Genomic DNA, 25,771 nt, shown 5'->3' with positions numbered 1-25,771 from the left:
TTAACGTGGAAGAGTTCTCGTTACCGGGTGGCAAGTTCTCGTTTAACGTCGAAGAGTTCTCGTTATCGGGTGAGAAGTTCTCATTCTTCCTTAAATCTCATTAAGAAGCCATTAGTTTTCATTCCTGCAAATAAAAAAACCATCCACACTGAAGTGAACGGCTTTACGGATGGTCAATAATCTGCGACTTCTCCGTCTGGAGTGATTGCAGTGATGCAAAGGATGATGACTGCCAAGACAATCGAAGCGACAAGTCCCGCTCTGAAGTCGAAAGCCATACCGGCGATTGAACCTGCTACATAGTTAACCATCGTTACAAGTAGAAAAGACCAAACAAATGCCATGATGTATTTCATCGAATTCACCTCATCGTAACTATTTCCTCGTAATCATACCATAGCACGTCCCATCTATAAACAAAATTATGCCTTGTCGATATATTCTTTGGCGAAATCGTGTCGACATATTGAAAAACAGTCTGTAATCTTCTATAATTAATACCAGGTACTAATAATAGATGATAAGGAACGGGGTATGTAAGATGAATGCAGGATTGATCGGCATAGGGAAATTTGTTCCTTCACAAGTTGTAACAAACCATGATCTTGAACAGCGCATCGATACGACGGACGAATGGATCCGTACGCGCACCGGCATTGAAGAAAGGCGCATCGCCGATGATAATACCAATACGTCCGATATGGCGTATGAAGCGGCGGTAAGTGCTATTGAAAATTCGGGCCTCCACCCGGAAGACATCGGAATGATCATCGTTGCTACGGTGACGCCGGATCGTCCTTTCCCATCCGTTGCGACTATGATCCAAGAGCGATTAGGCGCGAAAAATGCAGCCGCGATGGATGTGTCAGCGGCATGTGCAGGATTCATGTACGGAGTCGTTACGGCTAAGCATTTCGTTGAGGCAGGAACGTATGAACATGTACTCGTAGTCGGGGTAGAGAAGCTGTCAAAAATCACGGATTGGGAAGACCGCAACACGGCAGTCCTTTTCGGGGACGGTGCCGGTGCAGCGGTAGTCGGTAAAGTGAGCGAAGGCCGGGGAATCCTATCCTTTGAATTAGGAGCCGATGGTACCGGAGGCAAACACCTATACCAAGATAAGTACCTCCATATGAACGGACGTGAAGTGTTCAAATTTGCAGTTCGTCAAATGGGCGAATCAGCCGTAAGTGTTACGGAAAAGGCGGGTCTGACGACGGAGGATGTCGATTATTTGATTCCACACCAAGCGAATATCCGTATTATGGAGGCATCGCGCGAACGGCTCGGCTTGCCGATCGAAAAAATGTCCAAGTCTGTCCATAAATATGGAAACACTTCGGCGGCATCCATTCCGATTTCATTATACGACGACCTGCAGGACGGCCGCGTGAAAGATGATGATATCATTGTACTTGTCGGATTCGGCGGCGGTCTAACATGGGGTGCGCTCTGCATTAAATGGGGAAAATAACTTCGGATTACTATATACTAAAGTAAATTAGAGATACACTTTTGAACGAAGCGTTATAAGTAATTAAATTTGTAAAAATGAAGGGGAGTTTTCAATAATGGAAAGACGTCGTGTAGTCATTACAGGGGTTGGAGCAGTTTCTCCAGTAGGAAATTCCGCAGAAGAATCATGGGAAGCGGTATTGAACGGAAAGTCCGGGATCGGCCCACTCACAAGACTGGACAGTGATCAATTTCCGGTGAAAGTCGCTGCGGAAGTGAAAGATTTCGACATCGAAGAATATATCCCGCGGAAAGATGCGCGGAAGATGGACCGCTTTACGCACTATGCGCTCGCAGCATCCATCATGGCAATGAAAGACGCGAATCTTGAATTGGATGAAGAGACTGGATTACGTACGGGTGTTTGGATCGGTTCAGGCATTGGTGGCATGGAAACACATGAGCAGCAATTCAAGACGTTCCAAGAAAAAGGATACCGACGGGTCAGCCCGTTCTTCGTTCCAATGATGATTCCTGACATGGCTTCAGGCCAAGTGTCAATCCATCTGGGCGCGAAAGGCATCAACTCATGCACAGTGACTGCTTGTGCATCCGGAACAAATTCAATCGGTGACGCATTCGAAGTCATTAAACGCGGAGATGCGGACGTCATGATCACGGGTGGTGCAGAAGCTCCGATCACGACGATGGCCGTAGCCGGTTTCTGTGCAAATACAGCATTGTCATTGAATCCTGATCCGGCAACAGCTTCCCGTCCATTTGATAAGGAAAGGGATGGCTTTGTCATCGGTGAAGGCGCGGGCATCCTCATTCTAGAGGAATACGAGCATGCAGTGAAACGCGGAGCGAAAATATATGCGGAAATCGTCGGGTACGGTTCAACAGGAGATGCCCATCATATTACTGCTCCAGCTCCTGAAGGTGAAGGCGGAGCACGCGCAATGCGTCAAGCAATCGATGAAGCGGAAATCAGCCCGGACAAAATCGATTACATCAATGCACACGGAACTAGCACGCCGTATAACGACCTGTTCGAAACGCTTGCAGCGAAAACGGTCTTCGGCGAACATGCGTATAAGCTAGCTATGAGTTCGACGAAATCGATGACGGGACACCTGCTCGGCGCTGCCGGAGGATTGGAAGCAATCTTCACGGTGAAGGCATTGCAGGAAGGGATTCTTCCACCTACAATGAATTACGTGAATGAAGACCCTGAATGCGACCTCGACTATGTCGTAAACCAAGCTAGGAAAGCGGACATCCAGTATGCGATGAGCAATTCCCTCGGCTTCGGAGGACATAACGCTTCACTCGTATTCAAGAAAATATGAACGAATAGATGAAAAGCTCCCCATTTAGGATTCTTCTAAATGGGGAGCTTTCATTCATACAATGGAAGAAAAGCAAAAGGGCGATGTATATATGACACGTATCTTCTTCTTCCTCATCAGTTACGGACTCATAGTCATTACGACTACACATATGATCTTCTATTTCAATTATCTATCGCTCGGCTATAGCTGGAAGCAGATCCTGCTGTTCATTATCCAAACGGCTGACTTCACGCTTTTTGTAATGGCAGTCATACTTCTTGCGATTACCGTCTTCTTCCGAGCCCCATCGCATACTCCATTTTTTTAAGTGTGGCGGACGCAATCGCATTCGCTTTATCGGCTCCGCGATCAAGATGGACATCAAGCTCAGAGGAATTGAGAAGCTCCTCATAGCGTTCCTGGATAGGTGTAAGATGTCCGATGACAGCCTCGGCAACACCCGTTTTGAATGCGCCATAGCCAAGCCCTTCGTATTTCGATTCAAGGTCGGCAATCGAGATGCCGCTTAATGCCGATTCAATTGTCAATAGGTTTGAAACACCCGGCTTGTTTTCTACGTCGAATTTCACGATACCATCCGAATCCGTCACCGCACTTTTGATTTTCTTTTCGATTTCCTTCGGTGTATCCAATAGCGAAATCGTTCCTTTTTTATTCGGATCCGACTTGCTCATTTTCTTCAATGGGTCTTGCAATGATTTGATGCGCGCGCCATTTTTCGGTATGCGCACTTCCGGGATGGTAAGCACTTCACCATAACGTCTATTGAAGCGTTCGGCGAGATCCCTTGTCAATTCGACATGCTGTTTTTGATCGTCTCCGACTGGAACGATGTCGGTATTGTAGATGAGAATATCCGCAGCCATCAAAGGCGGGTACGTGAGAAGGCCGGCAGATACTCCTTCTTTCCCGTCAGATTTATCTTTGAACTGAGTCATCCTCTCTAGCTCGCCGATATAGGAGATGCATTGCATCATCCATCCAGCCTGGGCATGCGCTGGCACTTCCGATTGAATGAACAGGAGCGACTTCTCTGGATCAATGCCGCTGGCGATATAGATGGCAGCGAGTGAACGAATCGTCTTCGCAAGTTCATCCGGGTCTTGCTGTACGGTGATTGCGTGCTGGTCGACGATGCAGAATCGGCAGTCGTATTCGTGTTGCAGCTCCGTAAATTGCTTAAATGCCCCGATGTAGTTCCCTAATGTTACTGTCCCTGTGGGCTGAACGCCCGAAAAAATTGTTTTCATGTAAAATTCCTCCTCTGAATAAATACTGTTAATCTTCGCTTCAGGCGGACGCTTTCCAATCGAACAGCGAAGGGTTCGATTTGCCGTATTTCTGCGTTCTTTGCAGAAATTAAGGCAGCCCCTTCCTGCTCGCAACGCTTGGCTTTTGCTCGCAAACGCCGTTCTTCGTGACGGCGTTCGCAGGAGTCGCCGCCTTTCGCTTCAATAAACAGAAGTACCTAAAATCAATAATAAAAAAAAAGAATAAAAAAACATCAGCCATCCCTAAAAAAGGGACGACTGATGTGAATCAACCGTGGTACCACCCGAATCAGCCTGCAAGCAGGCCACTCAAAACCCTTAACGCGGGGAGACGTGATTGGCTACTGGATAATGAATGAACATCTTTTTCGCCAGTCAAGCTCGGGAACCCAATTCCTCTCGTCCGCCATGCCTGTTCGCACCAACCACAGGCTCTCTTCAATGCCGCGACAAGAATACTCTTTCCGTCTTCGCTTTTCGTAATAGTTGTCAAAAGTATAATACGACTTGAAGAATAAAGCAAATAAAAAATCTAATCGGTTCTTTACTATATGCGATTCCTAGCTACTAAAGGATGATTCGACAAAAAAACAGGTTTTTCGACAGGAAATCAAGGGAATAGATGACTTTACCTATTCATATTTTTTTTGCTTTGATAGAATGAGTGAAAGAGAGAGGATGTGTCAGATGAAAAAAATGAAATGGGTCAGCTCGTTAATGCTTGCGAGTGCATTGGCTATGCCACTGTCGGTTCAAGCGGGTGAGACAAAGACCGCTATAAAATTTGCTGAACGTACATATGGTTTTGAAGAAATAGACGAGGGGATTGTTGCCAGTTCAAAATTATACACACATGATTCGGGACTCGTATTTGACTATCCTGACGCAGTGCGGGGTGTTTACGTGACGGGGCATTCGGCAGGGGGCTCTGCGTTCGAGAGATTACTGAAGTTGATTGATTCTACGGACTTGAATGCGATGGTCATCGACATTAAAGAAGACTTCGGTTATTTAACATATAAGCCGCAAGAGGATTCGCCGTTATTCAACATGGGCATTGGGAAACCATACATAAAAGATCCGCGGAAGATGCTAGAGACGCTTGAGGAGCGGAAGGTCTATCCAATCGCAAGAATTGTCGTGTTCAAAGATAGCGTTCTCGCAGAGCAGCGCCCCGAACTGTCATTCATGGATGGTGATAAAGTGTGGAAAAACGGCAGGGGCGAATCCTTCGTCAATCCGTTCATGAAGGAAGTATGGGATCATAACGTCGACATCGCAATTGAAGCGGCGAAGATGGGTTTCAAGGAAATCCAGTTCGATTATGTCCGTTTTCCGGAAGGATTCGAAAAACGGCATGAAACGTTGAAATACTCGATGGATGACTATAAAGAGTCTGAACTAGACCCTGTTCAGCGCAGGGTTGAGGCGGTAACGGATTTCGTGGCATATGCACGAGAGCAGTTGAAACCTTATGACGTGGACGTTTCGGTCGATATATTCGGCTATGCGGCAACGTTGCCCGAAGCGCCTGGCATCGGGCAGAACTTCTCGAAGATTTCCGAGAATGTAGATGTCATTTCCTCGATGATTTATCCAAGCCATTGGACATCTTATTTCGGCATTGCGAAGCCCGACCTTGAACCTTATCGTCTTGTAGCGGAATATGCGAAGGTGGAGAATGCCAAGCTGGGTGCGCTTGATAATCCACCGGTTTCCCGTCCTTGGCTGCAGGATTTCAGTGCACCTTGGCTAGGGAGTGGGAATTATCTTCGCTATGGGAAAGAAGAGGTCGAAGCGCAAATCAAAGCATTGAAAGAAAATGGCATTGATGAGTTCCTTTTATGGAATGCGAAGAATAAATATACAGAGGGCGTAGACTACACGCCTTAATCTTATTCCGGGAGCCTGAGGTAAAGGTTTCCGGAGTTTTTTTGATGTATATTGGAACTTTTCAGGCTTCTATGTCGTACTACTAGTTGTGGAATGATATTTTTCATTCGAGGAAATCTAAATGAGAAAAGAATTATTTCAATCATTGATGTTTAAACTTTTCTTCCATCGGGTATAACAGTAAAGAAGTGTTAAAGTACATAGTTGAAGGAGCTGTAAACCCTATAATATTGCGGAATTGTGACAAGTAAACCATCTGTTCCACTTTTTTGTGAAAAAGTGTATTCATTGAGAATGAATATGTGTATAATAGGAGTTAAGCTTATTACTTTAAAATAATTCTAATTTAATTTTTCTAAATATAAGATAGTTAGCCGACTGAAAGGAAGTGTCAGCGAATGGGAGTTACATTATTTACCTCACCAAGTTGCACATCATGTAGAAAAGCGAAGGCATGGTTAGAAGAGCATGAAATTCCATATTCTGAACGTAATATTTTCTCTGAACCGTTGAATATCGATGAAATCAAACAGATTTTACGTATGACAGAAGATGGAACAGATGAAATCATCTCGACTCGCTCCAAAATCTTCCAAAAACTGAATGTAGATGTGGAAAGCCTTCCACTGCAACGTTTATATGAATTGATTCAAGAACATCCGGGCCTATTAAGAAGACCGATCATCCTAGATGAAAAAAGGCTTCAGGTAGGGTATAATGAAGATGAAATCAGACGCTTCCTACCTCGGAAAGTAAGGGCCTATCAGCTTCTTGAAGCGCGGCGCATGGTAAACTAATAGTAGACATAGTAAAGCTGATAGGGAGTTGACAGGCATTACGCCAATCCTATCAGCTTTTTAATTTTCCCTTGCTAATCATGCAAATGTTCTCTACAATGCTAGTAACATAATTCAGCAAAAACCAACTGAGTTATGTTCTGCCTCACAGCGGATGTGACAGATTTTAAAGGAGATACTAATTTGAAATCTGTACGCAATTACGACGAGGCGTAATTGATTATTATCCGTCCACCTGAGGATAACCCTTTCAAAACCTCCGGGATGGTCATATGATAAGTATAAGCATTGCAGGTTTATTGCGAAAATAAAGAAATGGGCACAAGCCTGTTTGTAAGGAAGGGAGAGAAAAGGGATGGAAATAGAGCGAATCAATGATAATACAGTAAAGTTTTACTTATCGTATATCGACATTGAGGAACGGGGTTTTACACGGGAAGAGGTTTGGTACAATCGTGACAAAAGTGAAGAGCTCTTCTGGGAGATGATGGACGAAATCAACGATGAGACCGAATTCGAAGTGGAAGGTCCATTATGGATTCAAGTCCATGCGATGAATAACGGAATTGAAGTAACCGTGACGCGGGCGCAACTTTCGGACAATGACGAATCAGATGCCCAGTTAAGCATGGATGATTCCCGAAAGACCTTCGAACCAGATCCCAGCTTGTTTGCCGATTCCGAACAACTTATGAATGAATTGAATGATGAGCCTGTTGTATGGACGTCCGATATGTTCGTCTTTGAAGAGTTCGAAAACCTCATTCCACTGTCAAACATCATTCCCCCATACGCAGTTGAATCATCTCTCTATTCATTTGAAAATAAATTCTATCTATACGTGATTTATGATGAATCGAAAATGGATGATGACGATAAATCCGATTTCTGCAGCCTCATTTCAGAATATGGCTCTTTATCCCAAGTGACGATCCACCGTCTAGAAGAATACGGCAAAGTCATTATGGAATCTGACGTATTGGCAACTGTGAAAAAATACTTCGGCAACTAATAACATACACACTGTTCCCCGATAGAAAATGGGGAACAGTTTTTTTATTATCAATCAATCACGCATAAAATCGAAAACTCACGCATAAACCCCTCTAAAAACGCATAACTCGCCAGAAAACCTCATAAATGAATTTATTCACGCATAAACCCCAATAATCACGCATAAACCGCGCAAAGTACTCGAAAACCGTTAGATTCATAATATTTGAAATAACTAGTCCTATTCCTTACAATACAATTGAAAGGAGTGAGGGCTATTTTAACAGCTTGTTCAGATGAAGGAAAAATGATTATATTATCCGCCGAACTGGAACGGCATGAACTGCGAAGGTGGCGGCAGACCCGCAGTTTTTATTGCCCGCAGTGCAAAGGCCAAGTCCAGTTGAAAGTCGGCGACATCGTCATCCCACATTTTGCGCATAAGAGAGACACAGCTTGCAGCGCATCGTTTTCCGAAGGGGAGTCCCAGCAACACTTGAACGGCAAGCGGCTATTGTATCAATTTCTAGTAAATGACCAACGGGAAGTCGAATTGGAACCAACACTAAACAGGGTTTCACAGCGACCTGATCTGCTCGTCAAAACTGGCAAAAAGAGCTACCCGATCGAGTTTCAATGCAGCACCATCCCCATCTCTCTACTGGAAGAACGGACGGAAGGATATCGTAAAGCCGGCATGGACCCTATCTGGATTTTGCATACCCCGGCAAAATTCACAACCCTTCCTGAAGGTGTTGGCTTATTTCAATTCTCAAAGTTCCAAGAGTGGTTCATAGAACGCACATTCCCTGATAATCACGTTCTCCTCACATTTAATCCCCACAATCAGACTTTCCACTATTTCAGCAGTCTGCTGCATGTAGCCGGACAACGGTATATCGGTTTGCACCGAATCCTTCCTTTACCATTTCAAGTTTTCCCTTTCGCGCGCCCGAAAGCACCCACCGAGAATGAGGTAAGTCAATATGGTAATCTATATGAAACGCTTCGCCAGAAAGAGTTGCAGAACCGGATAGTATTGAATAGAAAGGGCATTAAAGACCCATTCTTAAGAAGCTGCTATGAAATGAAAATGCTTCCGACACAACTGCCGCCATGGATCGGTGTGCCCGTTCAGAGGAATTCCGCATTTCGTGAACCGGACGTTGAATGGCAGTTCCGGCTTGTGCACTTCCTGAAACGGAATGAAATACCACATTCGGATGTAGCGCCTTATTCGATTGAACGCTTCGTCCGAAGTTTTAGCGGGGATTATAAAGGGAAAACGATGGCATGCAAGTATTACATCGATTTCATAAGCTGTTATGGCATTGACTCGATAACTCAAAAAACAGATTTGATTGAAAATGTGGTCTTGCGGATTATTTCAGAAAGATTCCTTGCAAATGAGGAACGAAATTGAGAGAATGAAAATGATTCGTTATACGAAGAAAGATGATGGGGAGGATTTTGAATGACGACTGAAACGAAAAACAAAGTATTGACGCGCGATCAAGTGAAAGTGGAAGAAACGTGGCGTCTAGAGGATATTTTCCCGACCGACGAAGCGTGGGAGCAGGAGTTCAAGGAAATTGAAGAGCTCTCAGGAAAAGCGGAAACATTTAAAGGGACGTTGAATCAAGGCGCAGAAGCATTATTCGAGGCGCTTTCCTATCGGGATACAATCTATCAGAGAATGGGGAAACTGTATACGTATGCCCATTTGAAAGGCGATCAGGATACGACGAACAGTTTCTATCAAGCAATGGAGAGCCGTGCAAAAACATTGTACGTCAAAATTTCGACAGCGCTTTCATACCTCACGCCTGAGTTGCTATCCATCCCTGAAGAGGAATTGAACAGTCTCGTAGAAAACAACGAAAACTTGAAACTGTATAAGCATGAGTTCGAAGAAATGAACGCTTATCGCGCGCATATCCTTCCTGCTGAACAGGAAGCAATCCTAGCGCAGATGGGTGAAGTGACGGGCAGCTCGTCGGAAACATTCAGCATGTTGAATAATGCCGATTTGACGTTCCCGATGGTGAAAGATGAAGATGGAGAAGAGGCTGAATTGTCACATGGGCGGTATATCCGTTTCCTTGAAAGCAAGGATGCACGCGTACGTGAAGACGCATTCAAAGCGATGTACGGCAAATATGGCGAGTTTAAAAACACTTTCGCTTCCACGTTGAGCGGAAATGTTAAACGGAATAACGTCAATGCACGCATTCGAAAGTACACATCTGCGCGGGAAGCGGCTTTGTCGAACAATCACATTCCGGAGCAGGTGTATGATAACCTCGTTAATACAATCAATAAAAATCTCGGATTGCATCATCGCTACGTCGCGTTGCGCAAAAAAGTCCTTGGCCTGAATGAACTCCATATGTGGGACATGTTTGCACCGATGGTAAAAGACGTGGAAATGAAGATTCCGTATGAGGAAGCAACGGCAACGATGCTCGAGAGCTTCCATCCGCTAGGCGAAGAATATACTTCAATCGTCAAGGAAGGACTTGAAAACCGTTGGGTGGATGTACGTGAAAATAAAGGGAAGCGTTCAGGAGCTTACTCATCGGGGTCCTATGGCACAAACCCATACATCCTCATGAATTGGCAAGATAACGTCAACAATATGTTCACATTGGCTCATGAGTTCGGCCATAGTGTTCACAGCTACTATTCGAGGAAGAATCAGCCGGTCAACTACAGCGGCTATTCCATTTTTGTCGCTGAAGTCGCATCTACGGTGAACGAAGCGATTCTGAACGATTATTTATTGAAAACGATCGACGATAAGCAGAAACGAATTTATTTACTGAACCATTGGCTTGAAGGCTTCCGTGGTACGGTCTTCCGCCAAACGATGTTTGCTGAGTTCGAGCATCTGATCCATCAGCTTGATCAGCAAGGCGTCGCTTTGACAGCAGACAAATTGTCAGAAGAATATGCTGCGTTGAACAAGAAATATTTCGGTGAAGCAGTGGAAGAAGATAAGGAAATCGCTCTTGAATGGGCGCGCATCCCACACTTCTATTACAATTATTATGTGTATCAATATGCAACAGGCTTCAGTGCCGCGGTTGCGCTCAGCCATCAGATTTTGTCGGAAGGGCAGCCAGCTGTCGACCGTTACATCAATCAATTCCTGAAAGCAGGATCATCCGATTATCCGATCGAAGTTTTGAGAAAGGCAGGCGTCGATATGACGAGCACGCAGCCGATCGAAGAGGCGTGCAAGGTATTTGCGGAAAGGTTGGCTGAGCTGGAAGAATTGCTTGGATAAGTGAAAAACGACCTGACTAAGCGTTTATAGCGCTTATGTCAGGTTTTTTCTGTTTGGATGTTTTTGGGGATGTTTTGGGTTATATTAATATAGTAATGTGTAAAGCGCTTACATTCGAATTTTTGAATGCAGAATCTTTATAGTAAGAGGTTGGAAGTCTTTAGGTATAGGGTTTATTTCGCGATTAATTTGTGACAGACATGTGAAACTTCATGTGAAATGTTGATGTTACTATTATTTTATGATAAGTTATAGATGTGAAATAAATCACATACCAAACATACACCCCTTTTGTTTGAACGTGAACATTTCTCCCATTCCCTTTGTAAAAGAGCATCCCTCTCCCCCAAGAGTGGATGCTCTTTTCTTGTATATAAATATGGGCAGTTAGTTTCCGTTCCAGCACTCGCTTTCCGCGGGCGTTGCCTTAGCCAATCGGACAGCAAAGGGTTCGATTTGCCTTAATTTCTGCGTTCTTTGCAGAAATTAAGGCATCCTACTCCTACTTGCAACGCTGCGCTTTTACTCGCAAACGCCGTTCTTTGTAACGGCGTTCGCAGGAGTCTCGCGCTTTCACTCCAAGCAACTGCAGCTACTCAAATAGCTAGTAAAGCAAAAAAAGATCCCTAAATAATCATAAATAATATGTAGTATCAAATTATAAGTTCATTTTATATACAAATTATTAATTATAAATCGTCTCACCAAGATTGGAGCGGAAGGCGGCGACTCCTAGGGGATTAGCGGGACAGGTGAGACCCTGGACGTAGCGTAGCGAAGGAAGCGGCTCACCACCGCCCGCCCCTCGGAAAGCGTCCGCCTGAAGCGGAAATCCGGCTTTTAGTATCTTTTGTTTGTCTAATAAAAAATAAATAAGCAGATTGCACGGTAATCCATGCAATCTGCTTTTTAAATTCAACGGCGCTTACGCCATAATGTCATATTGGTAAGTGGCAGCCTTTCAATCTTTTGGAGAAGGAGCTGCTTTTTCAATTCGCGCTCGGCTGCTTTTTCCGGGATGTTGTAAATTTCAGCGATTTCATTCGTGGAAATTGAATCGAAACGCTGGAACAACTCATCCAAAGTCGGCGGGGCACCTGGTGTGATTTCGTACCCGACCATTTCTTCCAAAATCTGCTCGTATATATCATAGGAATGCAGCCCGTTCACCTTCAACCCTTCGTCTTCAATATTTTCATTGAAGAAAACGAAGGAAGGTGCGTCTTCCACTTCCATTTCATTCGCCAAATGCAAATCGACCTGCAAGGAACGCAGAACGTGATTCGATGAGAAATCGAGAATGAATTCATCGACATCCAATCCGAGGTTTTCCGCTATTTCAACAAGTACTGAAAAGGAGAGAACGTTCCTCTTTTTCAAATATGTGTATTCGAACAGCTTAGACAGGAATCGGAAAGCTGCACGCTTTCCTTGGAACTCCGCTGCTTTTAAAGCGATGCTCGGAAACGCCGGATGGTTTTTAGTGCACGCCTTCGCATCGTCCATATTGACGAAGCAGCATGAGTTTGTCTTCGTCAAAGAAGTGCGCAGAACGATCTTCAGTGTGAAATAACGTTCGTATTCAACTTGTAATCTCCTTAGCAATGGCTGGAGCGCCCAGCTATTCATGCATAAGGGATCTACGAAGACGTAAATTTCGATGGGCTTTGACAAGGAGGCTGAAGAAGTGGGACCGCTTTCCAACAGAGTTTCCCTGTTCACCGCTCATCCCCCTCGCTTCGATTCACCATATGGTTCGCGGTCATGGCGAGCCTATGATAATACACTTCCCGCAAAGGTCCTTCCAAGCCTACATCGTCCATAGCTTCCGCCATACAAGCGAGCCATGCTGTTGCACGTGCAGGAGTTATCGGAAAAGGCATATGACGCGCTTTCATCATCGGATGTCCGTGCTCTTCCGTGAATAAATTCGGTCCGCCTAAATATTGTGTTTGAAATTGTTTCTGCTTGCGTGCTGTTTCCGTCAGATCTTCAGGGAAAATCGGATATAAGTCCGGGTGGACAGCCACTTTTTCATAAAAACGATCGATGAGTTCCGATAATTTTTCAGCACCGATTTCCTCATAAGGGATCAAAGGTTTTCGTGTCATGTATGCCAATCTCCTTTGTTCTGACTGTATGGACATTTTAACAACGAAACAATTCTTTCACAAACATAATGCCTTCTAGCATAGTGAAATGTTGTCAGATTTCAATGCGATTATAGAAGTTTAGCACTTTGGAAACATATTGTTCAGTTTCCTTAAAAGGCGGTATCCCGCCATATTTTCTGACGTTTCCGGGACCTGCATTATATGCGGCTAATGCCATCTCGACATTGCCGAACTGATCAAGCATTTGTCGTAAGTACTTGGCCCCACCCATTATATTTTGCTCCGGATCGAACCCATCCTTTACACCGAGCAGTTTGGCAGTGCCTGGCATAAGTTGCATCAAGCCCATCGCACCCGCGCCGCTGACTGCTGTGCTGTTGAAGTTAGATTCCTGTTTGATGACGGACGAAATCAGGTTCACGGGCAAGCGGTATGTGTCCGCGGCTCGCTGAATGAAATCACCATAGTCATTATTCGCAACTGAACTTTCACTACCCGTCGGCCGGGAAGCGAAAACAGCTGATTGGAGGCCTGCGGGCAGATAAACGTTGTTCGGACCTGTGTACTGGAGGCTGTTCATCGACTGAATTCCACCTAACATGCCGAAAGATTGAAAAGGAAGCGTCTCCGGTCGTGGAGCGCCGCTCGTCATGCCAGTTAAAACATCATTTATCATCATGCTGAATAAGGAGGAAGATGACTCCTGCCCGTTCGCGAAAGTTTGCACCGAACCTAGTGTCTGCATCGCCTGAATATCCATTATTGTACGAATTGCGCGTGCATCCATTTTGCTACTCCCTTTCTTTAGGACTATCTAAAGTTGCTGCTGAATCAAGTATAGCAAGTTCGGGATAAAAACGCATGCTACAGACTGCGCCAGCGGCTCTCATATGGTAGACTGAACGTAAGATCATTGAAAGGAAGAAGACCTATGCGAATTCAAAACCGAGTGATAAAAGGGCAAGAGAACGGCAATGATATCTTGTTTTTATTGGATGGGAATGCTGAACTGCCAACTGGAACTCCAGCAAAGAAAATGATAACCGATTCCGAGGAACATGCATTTGTCTATTTACTGGACGAAGATGAAGGATATACATACATACATTTCCCGAAAGATACTTGGCCGTATATGGCGCAGGCGCTTAAAGCCGGCAACGACCCGTGCCTTGCGTGGAACGATGTAAAAATACCGTTGCCGGGCTTTATAGAGGAGCTGACGATGCTCGTCTATAATATCGAAGGGAACGACAATTATGGAGAGGCATTCACGACTGCGGTGGAGCAGGAATTCGAGGCCTTCCTCCAAAACATCAATCAATAGTTTGGAGGGCTACTTATGAAGGAGTGGAAGCAATTTCTTGAACCATATAAACAGGCTGTTTCCGAATTGAAGGTGAAATTGAAGGGGCTTCGTGCGCAATACGAACTCGAGGGCGTCCATATGCCCGTGGAATTCGTAACGGGACGGGTGAAACCACTAGCGAGCATCTATGATAAAACCCTTGAAAAGGGAATCCCCTTCAAACCTTCAGCGGAGTTGGCGGAGGAGCTTCCGGATATTGCCGGTCTCCGTATCATGTGCCAGTTCGTCGATGATATCGGAAAAGTTGTTCATACATTGCGGCAGCGGACCGACATGCAAGTCGTTGAGGAAAGGGATTATATCTCTCATAAAAAGCCGAGCGGATACCGGTCCTACCATATGATCATCGAGTATCCAGTCCAGACGATCCATGGGGAGAAGTCGATTTTAGCAGAAATTCAGATCCGTACATTGGCAATGAACTTCTGGGCGTCCATCGAACATTCCTTGAACTACAAATATCAAGGCGAATTGCCGAACGTCATCATGCATCGACTGGAAAGGGCTGCAGAAGCCGCTTTCAGGTTGGATGAAGAAATGTCGCTCATCCGCGATGAAATCCATGACGCCCAGCAATACTTCAGCGCGTTCAAAGAAACCGCCGATAGAGATTACAGTGATAAAAAACGGGAAAGGGGGGGCTATAATGAAATTCGCAATACAGACGAGAAATGATCCGTTGTCGAATCGACTGAAAGATGAAGCTAGGGATTATTTGTCCGATTTCGGACTTGTCTTTGACGAAGATGAACCTGATATCGTTTTATCGATAGGAGGGGACGGCACGTTGCTGCACGCCTTCCATAAATATATCCATCGCCTGAAGGATACAGCTTTCATCGGCATCCATACTGGGCATCTCGGATTCTACGCCGATTGGAAGCCCGAAGAGATGGAGAAACTTGTCCTGTCGATTGCGCGGAAGGAATATAACGTCATCGAATATCCCCTTCTTGAAGTGATCATCAATTACCGACAGTCCGAAAAAGCCGCAAAGTATCTTGCACTCAATGAATCAACGGTCAAATCCCCTGAAGTGACGCTCGTCATGGACGTAGAATTAAACGGTGTGCATTTTGAAAGATTCCGCGGGGACGGACTATGCATGTCAACGCCATCGGGCTCGACCGCTTATAATAAAGCTCTCGGCGGCGCGATTATCCACCCATCCTTGCACGCCATCCAACTGACCGAAATGGCTTCGATCAACAACCGTGTGTTCCGGACAGTTGGATCACCGCTCATCTTGCCTGCACATCATAGTTGCGTGCTGACGCCGGTCAAGGGACCGGATTTCATGGTGACGATCGATCATTTGCAACTGTTGCATAAAGACGTGAAGTCGATCGAGTATAAAGTGGCGGATGAAAAGGTGCGTTTCGGAAGATTCCGTCCGTTCCCGTTCTGGACGAGGGTTCATGACTCCTTCATCGCAAGTGATGAGTGAAGCGATTATGACTGAAAAGAAGTTCACACTTGAGTTCATTGTAGAACAAGATAAGATCTTGCTACGGGAATTCCTGCACGAAAAAGGAATCTCAAAACGGACATTGACAGCGGTGAAATATGAAGGTGGCTTGCTGCTCGTGAACGGGTCGGAGCAGACGGTGAGGCATATGTTGAAGGAAGGGGATTCCGTCACGGTCCAATTTCCACAGGAGGAGCCGAGCGCCGGTCTTGTTCCTGAAACTGGCAATCTGGCAATTGTTTATGAAGATGAAGCGATTCTAATCATCGATAAGCCACCTGGCCAAGGGACAATCCCGTCACGCGATCAGCCGAACGGGACGGTCGCCAATTTCGTTGCCGGAAAGTTCGAAGCCGAGCATGTCCCGTCGACCGTGCATATCCTAACAAGGTTGGATACCGATACGTCAGGCCTTGTTTGCTTGGCGAAGAACCGGCATATCCATCATCTGCTCAGTGAACAGATGCAGAAGATCGGTTTTGAGCGCAGTTATATTGCGTTCGTGGAAGGGTATGTAAAGAAGGATGCCTTCACCATTGAACAGCCGATCGGACGGAAAGACGGTAGTATCATTGAAAGGACGGTCCGGCAAGATGGCCAATATGCGAGGACTGATGTCCAGGTGCTTGGCCGCTTTGAACGAGATGGCGTGCAGCTCACGTCCGTATCTTTGAAGTTGCATACAGGACGGACCCATCAAATACGTGTCCATTTGCAATGGCTCGGCCACCCGCTTGCAGGCGATGACTTATATGGGGGTAGCCGTGGGTTGCTTGGAAGACAGGCATTGCATTGCGCTTGCATAGGCTTCCGACATCCGTTGACGAATGAGTTAATGACGTTCATGAGTGAATTGCCTGCGGACTTGAAACAATTGAAGACCGGTTCGGGTCAATCAAAATAAGTGAATTTCTCTGGAATGAACGGTTGCTTTGAAGGGACGGAGACGATCTCCATTTCTGGATAGCGGACAGCTGTCAGCCTGCCGCCGAACACGCATCCTGTATCGATATTGACGGTCCGGTTTACGAATCTTGCTTCCTTGACCGGCGTATGTCCGTAGACAATCCAGGCGTCCCCGGAATATTTTTTTGCCCAATCCCTTCTGACAGGTCGGCCGTCGGGGAGCGTTTCACCGGTCGTATCCCCGTAGAGGACGAACGACTGTATTTTATTTGAAAAAGGTTCTCCGATCATCTGTTCACGGATTCCCGCGTGTGCAATAATTAGTTTTCCGTTGTCCAGATTTTCATATAGCGGCAAAGCTTCATAGAATTGCCTGTAGCGGTCCAAGAAACGCATTTTTCCCTTTGGCTGCAGGGCATTCAATTCCGCCACTGTCGTTTCAAGTCCGTTTTTCTTTTGGACGTTGCTGCCTTTTGCGAGGCGGTAAAGTTTATTGCAATGGTTGCCGGGGGAATAGATGAGTTTATGATTGTCTTGCAGGTTGAACATGAACTCCAGCGTTTTCAACGAAGACGGACCCCGGTCCATCGCGTCGCCCACAAAAGCGAGCTGCCTTCCATCATCATGGAGCGGCAATCCTGATACAAGTGAATATCCAAGCTTATCGATGAGCGACAGCAATTCGTCATAGCATCCGTGTATGTCACCAATTATATCCAGTTTCATATCAATTCTCCTTTTAGCGATTGTTTTACTCATTATCATACCTATTGCAATGTATTCATGCATGTCGGAGTGGAAAGGAAGGTGCAGCCATGACTGTAAATGAAGAACTTCGTGATGAAAGTATTATCGACGAAGAAAAACTGATAAATTCATTGGAACAGCAAGATATTAAAACATTCCGTGATGAATATTTAATGCTTCACCCGTATGACCGAGCTGTTTTCTATGAGAAGGTGGAGCCGGGTCATCGAAAGACAATGTATTACTTCCTCTCTCCGAAAGAGTTGGCGGAGATATTCGAGACAAGTGAAATCGATGAAGATGAATACAAGCAGTTCCTTCAGGAGATGGACACGACATATGCCGCCGAAATGATCTCACAGATGTTCGTCGACAATGCGGTAGATGTCCTGAAAGAACTTGATAAAGCACAGATTGCCAGCTATTTGACGTTAATGAACAAAGAAGCGGCTGCACAGATCAAGTCCCTCTTGCATTACGAAGAGTATACCGCCGGTTCGATCATGACGACGGAATACGTTTCGATTCCGCAAAATTCGACAGTGCGTTCCGCAATGACAATTCTGCGGAATGAAGCCCCATCTGCCGAAACCATCTATTATGTTTTCGTAGTAGATGAAGATAACCGTCTGACGGGCGTCGTTTCACTTCGTGACCTGATCATTACGGATGAAGATACGTTAATCCAATCAATTATGAATGAACGTGTCGTCAGCGTCCTCGTCTCGGATGACCAGGAAGACGTTGCAAGGATGACCCAGGACTATAACTTGTTAGCGGTCCCGGTCGTCGATTTCCAGCAGCATATGCTTGGAATCATTACAGTCGATGATGTTATCGACGTTTTAGATGAAGAAGCATCCGATGACTATTCCAAACTTGCTGCCGTATCTAATATGGACTCTTTTGACAAAACTTCGTTTGAAGCAGCAAAGAAAAGAATCCCATGGCTGATCATCCTATTAGTGCTAGGCATGCTGACGGCAAATCTAATCGACTTATTCACGGATACGATTTCGCAAGTCGCTCTACTGGCAGCATTTATCCCCTTGATTGCGGGAACTGCCGGTAATAGCGGAACGCAAGCACTTGCTGTAGCAGTTCGCGGTATCGCGACTCGTGATGTCGAGGATGAAAGCAAGTTCAAGTTGTTGCTGCGGGAAGCAGGCACCGGCCTCATAACCGGGCTCGTTTGCGCGATTTTTGTCGTTGGCCTCATATTCATTTGGAAGCATGAATTCATTATCGCATTACTCGTTGGTGCTGCGATTTTCGTTTCCATCTTTGTCGCGACAATTTCAGGATCGTTCATTCCATTGTTCATGCACCGGATGAAGATCGACCCGGCCGTAGCATCAGGCCCGTTCATCACAACGTTGAACGACGTCATCAGCATCATTATATATCTTGGATTGGCGACAATGTTCATCAGCAGCCTGTGAAGTCAGGGAAGAGAACTTCATTCCCGATAGGCGCATATACTACGGACAAAAGGGGGAATCAACATTTCCTACAATGAACCGTTGCTATTTGTGCAGGGGCCTCCCGTCTATGTGAAGATGACTGTTTTAGAGGAAGAAAGCACCTCCGTATTTAACCCGAACGATGGATTGACGAGGGAGACGATCGACATCTTGCCATCCAATCTAACGGCAAGCCAAGTTGTCAACCCCGTCGTTATGAACAAGTTACGCTATTTAAGCGAACCGTTCCAGAAGCAGGCATATACTCCTCTTCAATTCATCATCGATGGGAATACCGTCAAAGGGGCAATTCAAAAAGTAGAGGATAGCTTTGTGTGGATTGAATCTGAAGACAAGATTACCGAAGTTGAAATAGCAAAAATAGAGGATATCTTATGGCGGGGGCAGCCATTTGACACGAGATCATGAAAACAAGGCAGACCGGAGCTATCGGTCTGCCTTGTTTTTATATGGCTGGAGATGGTACAAGGGCTCAATTTTTCCGTCAAGGACTCCATTATTCGTGCAAGGGCTCCATTATTTGATTAAGGGCTCAATTAATCGCACAAGGGCTCCATTATTTGATTAAGGGCTCAATTAATCGCACAGGGGCTCAATTATTTGATCAAGGGCTCAATTAATCGCACAGGGGCTCAATTATTTGATCAAGGGCTCAATTAATTGCACAAGGGCTCCATGATTCTGCGAAGATTCTTCCGGAAAGTTCTTTTTAGATTGTCAAAAGCATTATCTGCGAATTTTTCTACTGGAATTCGAGGAATCCTCCCGCAAGATAGAGATTTTGTCAGGACAAATACGTAGTCATTTCGACAATTTAAGTCAGACTATTCCCAATTACTTCAACTCAAGCTACAATGAGTATGAGGTGATGAAGTGCTAATAAAAAAACGCGAAAAGAATATTGAGATTGACGGATTGATTGCTTTAGAAAAACGAATAGGAAAGGGAGATGTGAATAGGCAGAGAATAGAAGAACGACTTTACAATTTACAAGCGGGGTTTTCCGGAGAAACTCAATACGACAAATACTTAGCAGAATTTAAACCACCTTATCCTCATGCTATTTTGCATGACGTTACACTATGTGACGATGATGTCTTTTTTCAAATGGATTCCATTTTGATTACACCCGCTTTCATCCTGATTTCAGAAGTGAAAAATATCGCGGAAAAAATCAACGTAAAATCAAATCCGCTTCAATTTATAAAGGAATATTCGAATGGAAGACGATTGCCATTGAAAAATCCAATCGTGGAATTGGATAGGAAGATATTTCACTTAGAAAGTTGGTTAAAGAAAAGAAATATAGACATTCCGATAAAGGGAATCGTTGCTTTGCCTATAATAATGAACTATTAATTGAAGAAACTCCTAGTATGGACATCATGTTTACCTACGAAATTTCCGCACACCTAAGAACATTACCGGTAACTCGAGAGATTCTCAACAAGCCGGAAATTCACCGCTTAGCCAAAAAAATCAAAAGCAGTCATCAAGAATTCAATCCTTTTCCCATGATAAAAAAATACAACATCCATCCTGCACATATTAAACCAGGTGTAATTTGCCCTGTTTGCAACAAACTTCACATGATGTGGGAGCAGAAAAGGTGGAATTGTTCACATTGCGGGCACAACGGGAAAAATGAACATGAGCATGCTCTTCAAGATTGGTCGATGCTCATTAAGAACAATATTACAAATAAGGAATTCTGCTATTTTACAAAACTCGAAAGCCGGCACGTCGCCAAAAAGATGTTAGCTCGGTCACCTATAGAACTAAATGGATTCGGTGCAGGTGCAAAATATGAAATCCTTTTGCCATCGTCAATACATGTTAAATCGAAACAATAGTTTGTTGTTTGATGGTCAAAAGCATTTGGCGCGAGAAATGATATCAATTTGAAAGTGAATGTACCCCGCGACTTCCTTAGCGCAGTAATATGCATAGCAATTTCTGAATTCATTCACGCCTCATGCTATAAGGGGAGTCACAAGGGCTCAATTATTCGTGCAAGGGCTCAATTAATCACGCAAGGGCTCCATTATTTGAACAAGGGCTCCATTATTTGATCAAGAGCTCCATTATTCGCACAAGGGCTCAATTAATCATGCAAGGGCTCCTTTATTCGATCAAAGGCTCAATAAATCGTGCAAGGGCTCCATTACTTCCATAAAACCGAAAAACTGCCCGATCGGAGTTCGATCGGGCAGAGTCAGCATCACAGGTTATTCTTTCAATCTTCGTCACAATCGATGAAAACGTCTTTTACGCATTGGATAGCACAGAAGCATTTTAGATCAACAGTTACGCAAGTGCCTGTCGCTTCGAAGTTTTCGACTTCGCAAATTGCGTCGAGATCCAACTTGCCGCCTTTGAACAAGTCGACTTTTCTACCTCTGGCATCACGCGGTTCGAGTACTTGGATTGTTGCGCAGCAATTGTCGAATATGTTTTGAACTCTGAAGAAAATCGAGAAACATGTTGAACAGTCTCTTCGACCTTGTTCGGAGGTTGCGTTCTCACCATCTTCGAACCTTCTTCTTCTCTTAAACATTGCTTTGAATGGATTACCTTTTTCGTCCAATAGCATAAAGACGCGCGTATTGGCTCGTTGTCTAGCAGGGCTTACAAGGCTACCGAGCGGAGTCAGGAAACAATCAGTTCTGCAATCGTCACAATCAAGATCATCGCGAATATCTTGCACGCGCTTAATGGCACGAACAACCTCGCAAATGCAACTGTCATGGCGCCGTACATCACTGACTTCTTCATTTCTTCCACATCCCATTCATTCCACCTCCTTTTCTCAACTCCTTATACCTTATGCACTTGATTGCTCAGGTCTAGGGCAAACATCACGATTGAATAAAAAACTAGTGCGATCACCATACTGTTAAAAAAAGGGGATGGTGGATATTCGTCAATTGATCATGATGCTATGCGTGCTTCTTCTACTGTCCGGATGTATGCCGAATGAATTCAAATTCGAGAACCATACAGAGGAAGACGCAAGCAAAGCGGAAGAGTTATTGAAGAAGGAAAAGCGCGTCAAAGGGGTTGCCGCCCTGTTCCACGAAGATCATTTGCTCGTTGGGATTCGCGTGAAGACCTTTTCCAGGTTCAATAAAAGGAAAATAGCCAGTGAAATCGAAAAGAAGCTAAAGGAAGAATACCCCGATTTAGCAGTTTTCGTTTCTGCGGATAGCAAAATTTTAAATGAAACGAATAAGCTCATCTTGAAAAAAGATGAAAAAGGATTGAAGAAGAAAATCCATCATTTGATATCACTAGCGGAGGAAGAGACATAATGGATAAAGATAAATATGCAAAACTGGAGCAAAAGATCTCGCCGAAACCGCCGCTGCTCAAAAATGTCATTAAAGCATTTCTCGTAGGCGGAACCATTTGCCTCATCGCCCAGTTCATTGCACTTTTCTATATGACCTTCTTCGATTTTACTGAACGGACAGCGAGCAATCCGACGGTGGCAACGATGATTTTCATAGCCATGCTGTTAACCGGGTTTGGAGTTTATAAGAAAATCGGACAGTTCGGCGGAGCGGGTGGGGCGGTCCCGATAACCGGATTCGGGAATGCAGTCGTGTCAGCGGCGATCGAACATAAGTCGGAGGGCTTTGTGTTAGGAGTCGGTTCTAATATTTTCAAGCTGGCTGGGTCGGTCATCGTGTTTGGCGTCTTTTCAGCCTTCCTTGTCGCGCTGATTAAGACCATATTAGTGAAGATGGGGGTCGTTTCATGGTAATGAAAGGTCTGTTGACATTTCCTTCGACTCCTTCCATAGTAGCGACGGGTGTGACAGCCGGACCGCTCGAAAAGAAAAGCGCTTTTCAGTCGAGTTTCGACAAAATGTATGATGACGAACGATGCGGCATGAAAACGAATGAACAAGGCCATTCAAAACTGATGGAAGATGCTTGTATGATCGCGTTAAGCAAGGTTGATAAGATACCGTCGGATGCTGATTTTTTAATAGCAGGGGATCTTGTCAATCAGATGACCCCGTCGAGTTTCTTTGCAACGACTGTCGGCATACCGTATCTCGGGATGTTTTCAGCATGCGCAACATCGGTCTCTTCTTTACTCACGGCAGCCCTTTTGACAGAGGCAGGGATGTCGAAATTGGCCATTGCAGGTTCATCGAGCCAGCATAATGCAGTCGAAAGGCAGTTCCGTTATCCAATTGAATATGGCGCACAAAAAGGCGCCGCAACCCAATGGACTGTTACGGCTGCAGGAGCGGCGGCCGTTGCGCCATACCAAAAAGGTCTTCCTTCCATAGAATGCGGGACGGTTGGAAGAGCGATTGATATGGGAATGTCTGATCCATTGAACATGGGAGCCGCAATGGCGCCGGCTGCCGCAGATACACTGAAACGGCATTTGACTGGTCATGGGACTTCTGCGGGCGATTATGATTTGATCATGACCGGGGATTTGGCTACGGTCGGTTTTTCAATTTTTAAAGAGCTCGTCAAAAACCAAGGAATAACGGAATTTGGAAACTTCAGCGACGCAGGTATGGAGTTTTACGGAAATAATCCGGATTTCAAGGCAGGCGCAAGCGGAGCGGGATGCTCAGCCGCCGTTTACTTTTCGGAAGTCTATCAGAAAATGAAGGATAAGGAATATAAAAAAGTTCTGCTAATCGCGACTGGTGCGTTGCTTTCCCCAATGTCATACCAACAAGGCGAGACGATTCCGTGCATTGCGCACGCAGTCGAATTAACGATGAAATGAGTGGTCTGATTGTTTTCGATTTACATTACTTCCTTTATTGTCGGCGGGCTTATTTGTGTCATTGGCCAACTGATGTTTGACGTGGCGAAGATGACTCCTGCACATACGCTCTGCACTCTCGTCGTGGCGGGTTCCGTACTGGACGGGTTAGGACTATATGAACCGTTGATCGACTTTGCGGGCACCGGCGCGACAATTCCTATCACTTCGTTTGGCAACGCACTGACCCACGGAGCGCTGGCCGAGGCTGAAAAACATGGCCTTATCGGTGTTCTGACAGGGATGTTTGAAGTGACGAGTTCGGGTATCAGCGCAGCTATCCTATTTGGCTTCATTGCATCGTTTATTTTCAAACCAAAAGGATCCGTTTGAAAAAAACTGTGCAAACGCCCCCTTCTTCCCACCGCTATCTGCATAGGATAGACGGAAGGGAAGGAGGGATTTTTTATGTTCGGTGGATGCTATCCTGGCGGTTACGGCGGAGGATATGGCGGAGGAAGAGGCTCATATGGCGGTTCCACTTTCGTTCTGATTGTAGTTCTCTTCATCTTGCTTATCATTGTCGGCAGCAGCTTTTGCTAAGGGGGAGGTTAGAAGATGAATGATTCGTTTTTCAAAAAGATAGAATCAAAGACTGGCGTTCCAATGGAGGAAGTATTTGCATTGGCAAATGCTATCCAATATGCCGATTTCAGCGATGAGCGGCAAGTGCGGAAAATCGTAAGAAAAGTAGGGCGCCTTGCACATAAGGAAGTCCCGCCGCATATGGAAGATGAACTAGTGAAATCAATCGTCAAAAATGGAAATTCCGTTAATTTGAATGATATTCAGCGTATGATGGGGTGACTCCAAACTACATGTATCTCCTTGTCCATTTGTCCTAGTGAATGAAATACGTTTAACCTATGAATCCGCGGGAAAATTGGTAGGAAGCGACCATTTTTCGAGGAATTGTTGAAAAACATGTTTCATATACTATAAAGAAGGTAAAAGGGTAAGTGAGAATATAATGTATAGGGGTGTGGGAAAATGGGCTATATCCTACCAGTCCAACCGTTGCAAGCCGAAATATACGCAAATCGGATGAATGCAGTGCGCAATAATTTTGCGTATGTCGATCGGGTGGAAAAGGTGAACATGGATCCGGACCTGATGGATAAATTCGATGATTCACTCAGGCAAGAACAGGAGCGGATCATGGAGGATGGGGAACCGGTCATCACCAAGTCCCGCCCTCCATACTTGAAGGGGTTCATTTATCCGAATCCTGCCAACCTATCGCCAGAAATTGCACATCTCGTAGGTAAAGGACTCGCAGTGAACGAATATGCGTAACTGGATGAAGCAATGAATTGGCAATCCAAAAAAAGAGCAGACCTGCAACCGGCAACCGGTTTGCGGATCTGCTCTTTTTCTATTGAATTGACGTACCCGTTAAGGAGTGATTTCCTTTTCCATTGCACGGTGCGGAATATCCGCATCCATGAATTCAGGTGACGTTACGGTATATCCGAGTTTTTCATAGAAAGGCACAGCATAGGACTGTGCGTTCAAAATGATTTTCGTCATTTCAGCGGACTTGGCATAATTTTCAAGTTCATGCATGATCAGATTTCCCAGATGCTTCCCGCGCATTTCTTTTAACACACATACCCGCTCAACTTTACCGATTCCCGGACCAATTTCACGGATGCGCCCTGCTCCGATCGGCTGCCGTTCATCATAGACGATGAAATGGGAAGCGGTATTATCGAACTCATCGATTTCAAGACTCAATGGTACCCCTTGCTCTTCCACAAAGACTTTTTTTCGAACATCATACGCATCTGCCTGTTCTTGCTCGGAACTGGCAATCTTCACTTCAATCAATCT

32 protein-coding genes and 1 other annotated feature are annotated in these 25,771 nt (G+C 45.1%); of the genes, 23 read left to right on the top strand and 9 right to left on the bottom strand.

Annotation, left to right across the window (positions count from 1 at the left end; all coding sequences use genetic code 11):
* Nucleotides 1-173: 173 nt before the first annotated feature.
* Nucleotides 174-356, bottom strand: coding sequence for a DUF2929 family protein (locus OC538_RS06230; RefSeq protein ID WP_251693966.1), 183 nt, complete (start codon nucleotides 354-356; stop codon nucleotides 174-176).
* A gap of 185 nt (nucleotides 357-541) precedes the next feature.
* On the opposite strand from OC538_RS06230, the gene OC538_RS06225 reads away from it, so the two are divergent.
* From OC538_RS06225 to OC538_RS06215, 3 genes are all read left to right on the top strand, one after another.
* Nucleotides 542-1,474 carry a beta-ketoacyl-ACP synthase III gene (locus tag OC538_RS06225; protein ID WP_262173710.1) on the top strand — a complete coding sequence of 311 codons (933 nt, stop codon included), beginning with the start codon at nucleotides 542-544 and terminating at the stop codon, nucleotides 1,472-1,474.
* A 97-nt stretch (nucleotides 1,475-1,571) separates the two neighbouring features.
* Nucleotides 1,572-2,807 (top strand): beta-ketoacyl-ACP synthase II, encoded by a 1,236-nt coding sequence (gene fabF / locus OC538_RS06220; protein WP_262173708.1) that lies wholly within the window; start codon nucleotides 1,572-1,574, stop codon nucleotides 2,805-2,807.
* A gap of 61 nt (nucleotides 2,808-2,868) precedes the next feature.
* A complete protein-coding gene (locus OC538_RS06215; protein WP_262173706.1) occupies nucleotides 2,869-3,117 on the top strand; it encodes a hypothetical protein in 249 nt (82 codons plus the stop codon).
* Here OC538_RS06215 and trpS read toward each other — a convergent pair.
* On the bottom strand, nucleotides 3,074-4,060 hold the full coding sequence (gene trpS, locus OC538_RS06210) for a tryptophan--tRNA ligase (protein WP_251693970.1): 987 nt from the start codon (nucleotides 4,058-4,060) through the stop codon (nucleotides 3,074-3,076). The genes OC538_RS06215 and trpS overlap by 44 nt on opposite strands.
* 268 nt (nucleotides 4,061-4,328) lie before the next feature.
* Nucleotides 4,329-4,561, bottom strand: a binding site (T-box leader).
* Between the two features lie 216 nt (nucleotides 4,562-4,777).
* Between trpS and OC538_RS06205 the strand changes: the two genes are divergently transcribed.
* From OC538_RS06205 to pepF, 5 genes are all read left to right on the top strand, one after another.
* On the top strand, nucleotides 4,778-5,974 hold the full coding sequence (locus tag OC538_RS06205) for a putative glycoside hydrolase (protein WP_410055864.1): 1,197 nt from the start codon (nucleotides 4,778-4,780) through the stop codon (nucleotides 5,972-5,974).
* Nucleotides 5,975-6,372: 398 nt separating this feature from the next.
* Nucleotides 6,373-6,771 (top strand): transcriptional regulator SpxA, encoded by a 399-nt coding sequence (gene spxA / locus OC538_RS06200; protein WP_060206922.1) that lies wholly within the window; start codon nucleotides 6,373-6,375, stop codon nucleotides 6,769-6,771.
* 355 nt (nucleotides 6,772-7,126) lie between these two features.
* Entirely contained in the window at nucleotides 7,127-7,783 is a 657-nt protein-coding gene (mecA, locus tag OC538_RS06195; RefSeq protein WP_262173702.1) for an adaptor protein MecA, read from the top strand.
* 249 nt (nucleotides 7,784-8,032) lie between these two features.
* Complete coding sequence (locus OC538_RS06190; protein ID WP_262173701.1) at nucleotides 8,033-9,187, top strand: competence protein CoiA; 1,155 nt, start codon at nucleotides 8,033-8,035, stop codon at nucleotides 9,185-9,187.
* Between the two features lie 51 nt (nucleotides 9,188-9,238).
* Nucleotides 9,239-11,053: an oligoendopeptidase F gene (gene pepF / locus OC538_RS06185; protein WP_262173699.1), complete on the top strand. Its 1,815-nt coding sequence runs from the start codon at nucleotides 9,239-9,241 to the stop codon at nucleotides 11,051-11,053.
* Between the two features lie 915 nt (nucleotides 11,054-11,968).
* On the opposite strand, the gene OC538_RS06180 is transcribed toward pepF, so the two are convergent.
* The 3 genes from OC538_RS06180 to OC538_RS06170 form a co-directional block, all read right to left on the bottom strand.
* Complete coding sequence (locus tag OC538_RS06180) at nucleotides 11,969-12,775, bottom strand: DsbA family protein (RefSeq protein WP_251693975.1); 807 nt, start codon at nucleotides 12,773-12,775, stop codon at nucleotides 11,969-11,971.
* Nucleotides 12,772-13,164 carry a globin gene (locus OC538_RS06175; protein WP_251693976.1) on the bottom strand — a complete coding sequence of 131 codons (393 nt, stop codon included), beginning with the start codon at nucleotides 13,162-13,164 and terminating at the stop codon, nucleotides 12,772-12,774. Before OC538_RS06175 ends, OC538_RS06180 begins: the two co-directional genes overlap by 4 nt.
* 94 nt (nucleotides 13,165-13,258) lie before the next feature.
* On the bottom strand, nucleotides 13,259-13,954 hold the full coding sequence (locus OC538_RS06170) for a lytic transglycosylase domain-containing protein (RefSeq protein WP_262173697.1): 696 nt from the start codon (nucleotides 13,952-13,954) through the stop codon (nucleotides 13,259-13,261).
* 144 nt (nucleotides 13,955-14,098) lie between these two features.
* Here OC538_RS06170 and OC538_RS06165 point away from each other — a divergent pair, with 144 nt between their 5' ends.
* Genes OC538_RS06165 through OC538_RS06150 form a run of 4 tightly spaced genes read left to right on the top strand, consistent with a single transcriptional unit; the run spans nucleotide 14,099 to nucleotide 16,905 of the window.
* Nucleotides 14,099-14,491 carry a hypothetical protein gene (locus OC538_RS06165; RefSeq protein ID WP_251693978.1) on the top strand — a complete coding sequence of 131 codons (393 nt, stop codon included), beginning with the start codon at nucleotides 14,099-14,101 and terminating at the stop codon, nucleotides 14,489-14,491.
* A gap of 15 nt (nucleotides 14,492-14,506) precedes the next feature.
* On the top strand, nucleotides 14,507-15,208 hold the full coding sequence (locus OC538_RS06160; RefSeq protein ID WP_251693979.1) for a GTP pyrophosphokinase family protein: 702 nt from the start codon (nucleotides 14,507-14,509) through the stop codon (nucleotides 15,206-15,208).
* On the top strand, nucleotides 15,180-15,980 hold the full coding sequence (locus OC538_RS06155; RefSeq protein ID WP_251693980.1) for an NAD kinase: 801 nt from the start codon (nucleotides 15,180-15,182) through the stop codon (nucleotides 15,978-15,980). The genes OC538_RS06160 and OC538_RS06155 overlap by 29 nt, the downstream gene beginning before the upstream one ends.
* Nucleotides 15,952-16,905 (top strand): RluA family pseudouridine synthase, encoded by a 954-nt coding sequence (locus OC538_RS06150; RefSeq protein WP_262173696.1) that lies wholly within the window; start codon nucleotides 15,952-15,954, stop codon nucleotides 16,903-16,905. The genes OC538_RS06155 and OC538_RS06150 overlap by 29 nt, the downstream gene beginning before the upstream one ends.
* Here OC538_RS06150 and prpE read toward each other — a convergent pair.
* Nucleotides 16,893-17,633, bottom strand: coding sequence for a bis(5'-nucleosyl)-tetraphosphatase PrpE (prpE, locus tag OC538_RS06145; RefSeq protein WP_262173695.1), 741 nt, complete (start codon nucleotides 17,631-17,633; stop codon nucleotides 16,893-16,895). The two genes, OC538_RS06150 and prpE, sit on opposite strands and share 13 nt — an antisense overlap.
* Before the next feature lie 89 nt (nucleotides 17,634-17,722).
* Between prpE and mgtE the strand changes: the two genes are divergently transcribed.
* The 4 genes from mgtE (at nucleotide 17,723) to OC538_RS06125 (ending at nucleotide 20,991) form a co-directional block, all read left to right on the top strand.
* On the top strand, nucleotides 17,723-19,096 hold the full coding sequence (gene mgtE / locus OC538_RS06140; protein WP_262173693.1) for a magnesium transporter: 1,374 nt from the start codon (nucleotides 17,723-17,725) through the stop codon (nucleotides 19,094-19,096).
* A gap of 111 nt (nucleotides 19,097-19,207) precedes the next feature.
* On the top strand, nucleotides 19,208-19,546 hold the full coding sequence (locus OC538_RS06135; protein WP_251693984.1) for a hypothetical protein: 339 nt from the start codon (nucleotides 19,208-19,210) through the stop codon (nucleotides 19,544-19,546).
* Between the two features lie 465 nt (nucleotides 19,547-20,011).
* On the top strand, nucleotides 20,012-20,497 hold the full coding sequence (locus tag OC538_RS06130) for a nuclease-related domain-containing protein (protein WP_262173691.1): 486 nt from the start codon (nucleotides 20,012-20,014) through the stop codon (nucleotides 20,495-20,497).
* A 17-nt stretch (nucleotides 20,498-20,514) separates the two neighbouring features.
* Nucleotides 20,515-20,991, top strand: a complete 477-nt coding sequence (locus tag OC538_RS06125; RefSeq protein ID WP_262173690.1) for a hypothetical protein — start codon at nucleotides 20,515-20,517, stop codon at nucleotides 20,989-20,991.
* 383 nt (nucleotides 20,992-21,374) lie between these two features.
* Here OC538_RS06125 and OC538_RS06120 read toward each other — a convergent pair whose 3' ends face one another.
* Together OC538_RS06120 and OC538_RS17905 are read right to left on the bottom strand one after the other, a co-directional pair.
* Nucleotides 21,375-21,845, bottom strand: coding sequence for a CotY/CotZ family spore coat protein (locus OC538_RS06120; protein ID WP_316044297.1), 471 nt, complete (start codon nucleotides 21,843-21,845; stop codon nucleotides 21,375-21,377).
* Entirely contained in the window at nucleotides 21,788-21,913 is a 126-nt protein-coding gene (locus OC538_RS17905) for a hypothetical protein (RefSeq protein ID WP_316044300.1), read from the bottom strand. Before OC538_RS17905 ends, OC538_RS06120 begins: the two co-directional genes overlap by 58 nt.
* Nucleotides 21,914-22,050: 137 nt before the next feature.
* On the opposite strand from OC538_RS17905, the gene OC538_RS06115 reads away from it, so the two are divergent.
* The 7 genes from OC538_RS06115 to OC538_RS06085 all read left to right on the top strand — a co-directional run bounded on the left by OC538_RS06115 (nucleotide 22,051) and on the right by OC538_RS06085 (nucleotide 25,234).
* The gene (locus tag OC538_RS06115; RefSeq protein ID WP_262173688.1) at nucleotides 22,051-22,449 is read left to right on the top strand and encodes a YhcN/YlaJ family sporulation lipoprotein; all 399 of its coding nucleotides are present in this window, start codon (nucleotides 22,051-22,053) and stop codon (nucleotides 22,447-22,449) included.
* Entirely contained in the window at nucleotides 22,449-22,904 is a 456-nt protein-coding gene (gene spoVAC, locus OC538_RS06110) for a stage V sporulation protein AC (RefSeq protein ID WP_251693988.1), read from the top strand. The genes OC538_RS06115 and spoVAC overlap by 1 nt, the downstream gene beginning before the upstream one ends.
* Nucleotides 22,898-23,899: a stage V sporulation protein AD gene (locus OC538_RS06105; RefSeq protein WP_262173686.1), complete on the top strand. Its 1,002-nt coding sequence runs from the start codon at nucleotides 22,898-22,900 to the stop codon at nucleotides 23,897-23,899. The genes spoVAC and OC538_RS06105 overlap by 7 nt, the downstream gene beginning before the upstream one ends.
* A 9-nt stretch (nucleotides 23,900-23,908) precedes the next feature.
* A complete protein-coding gene (gene spoVAE / locus OC538_RS06100; protein ID WP_251693990.1) occupies nucleotides 23,909-24,271 on the top strand; it encodes a stage V sporulation protein AE in 363 nt (120 codons plus the stop codon).
* A 75-nt stretch (nucleotides 24,272-24,346) separates the two neighbouring features.
* On the top strand, nucleotides 24,347-24,481 hold the full coding sequence (locus tag OC538_RS06095) for a YjcZ family sporulation protein (RefSeq protein ID WP_251693991.1): 135 nt from the start codon (nucleotides 24,347-24,349) through the stop codon (nucleotides 24,479-24,481).
* A 15-nt stretch (nucleotides 24,482-24,496) separates the two neighbouring features.
* Nucleotides 24,497-24,745: a stage VI sporulation protein F gene (locus tag OC538_RS06090; protein ID WP_251693992.1), complete on the top strand. Its 249-nt coding sequence runs from the start codon at nucleotides 24,497-24,499 to the stop codon at nucleotides 24,743-24,745.
* Nucleotides 24,746-24,928: 183 nt separating this feature from the next.
* On the top strand, nucleotides 24,929-25,234 hold the full coding sequence (locus tag OC538_RS06085; RefSeq protein WP_251693993.1) for a hypothetical protein: 306 nt from the start codon (nucleotides 24,929-24,931) through the stop codon (nucleotides 25,232-25,234).
* A gap of 99 nt (nucleotides 25,235-25,333) precedes the next feature.
* On the opposite strand, the gene OC538_RS06080 is transcribed toward OC538_RS06085, so the two are convergent.
* On the bottom strand, nucleotides 25,334-25,768 hold the full coding sequence (locus tag OC538_RS06080; protein ID WP_251693994.1) for a GNAT family N-acetyltransferase: 435 nt from the start codon (nucleotides 25,766-25,768) through the stop codon (nucleotides 25,334-25,336).
* Between the last annotated feature and the right edge of the window lie 3 nt (nucleotides 25,769-25,771).

Source organism: Saccharococcus sp. Marseille-Q5394, from assembly GCF_946901335.1.
Lineage (GTDB): Bacteria > Bacillota > Bacilli > Bacillales_A > Planococcaceae > Sporosarcina > Sporosarcina luteola_C.
This window is presented reverse-complemented; position numbering and strand designations above follow the sequence as displayed.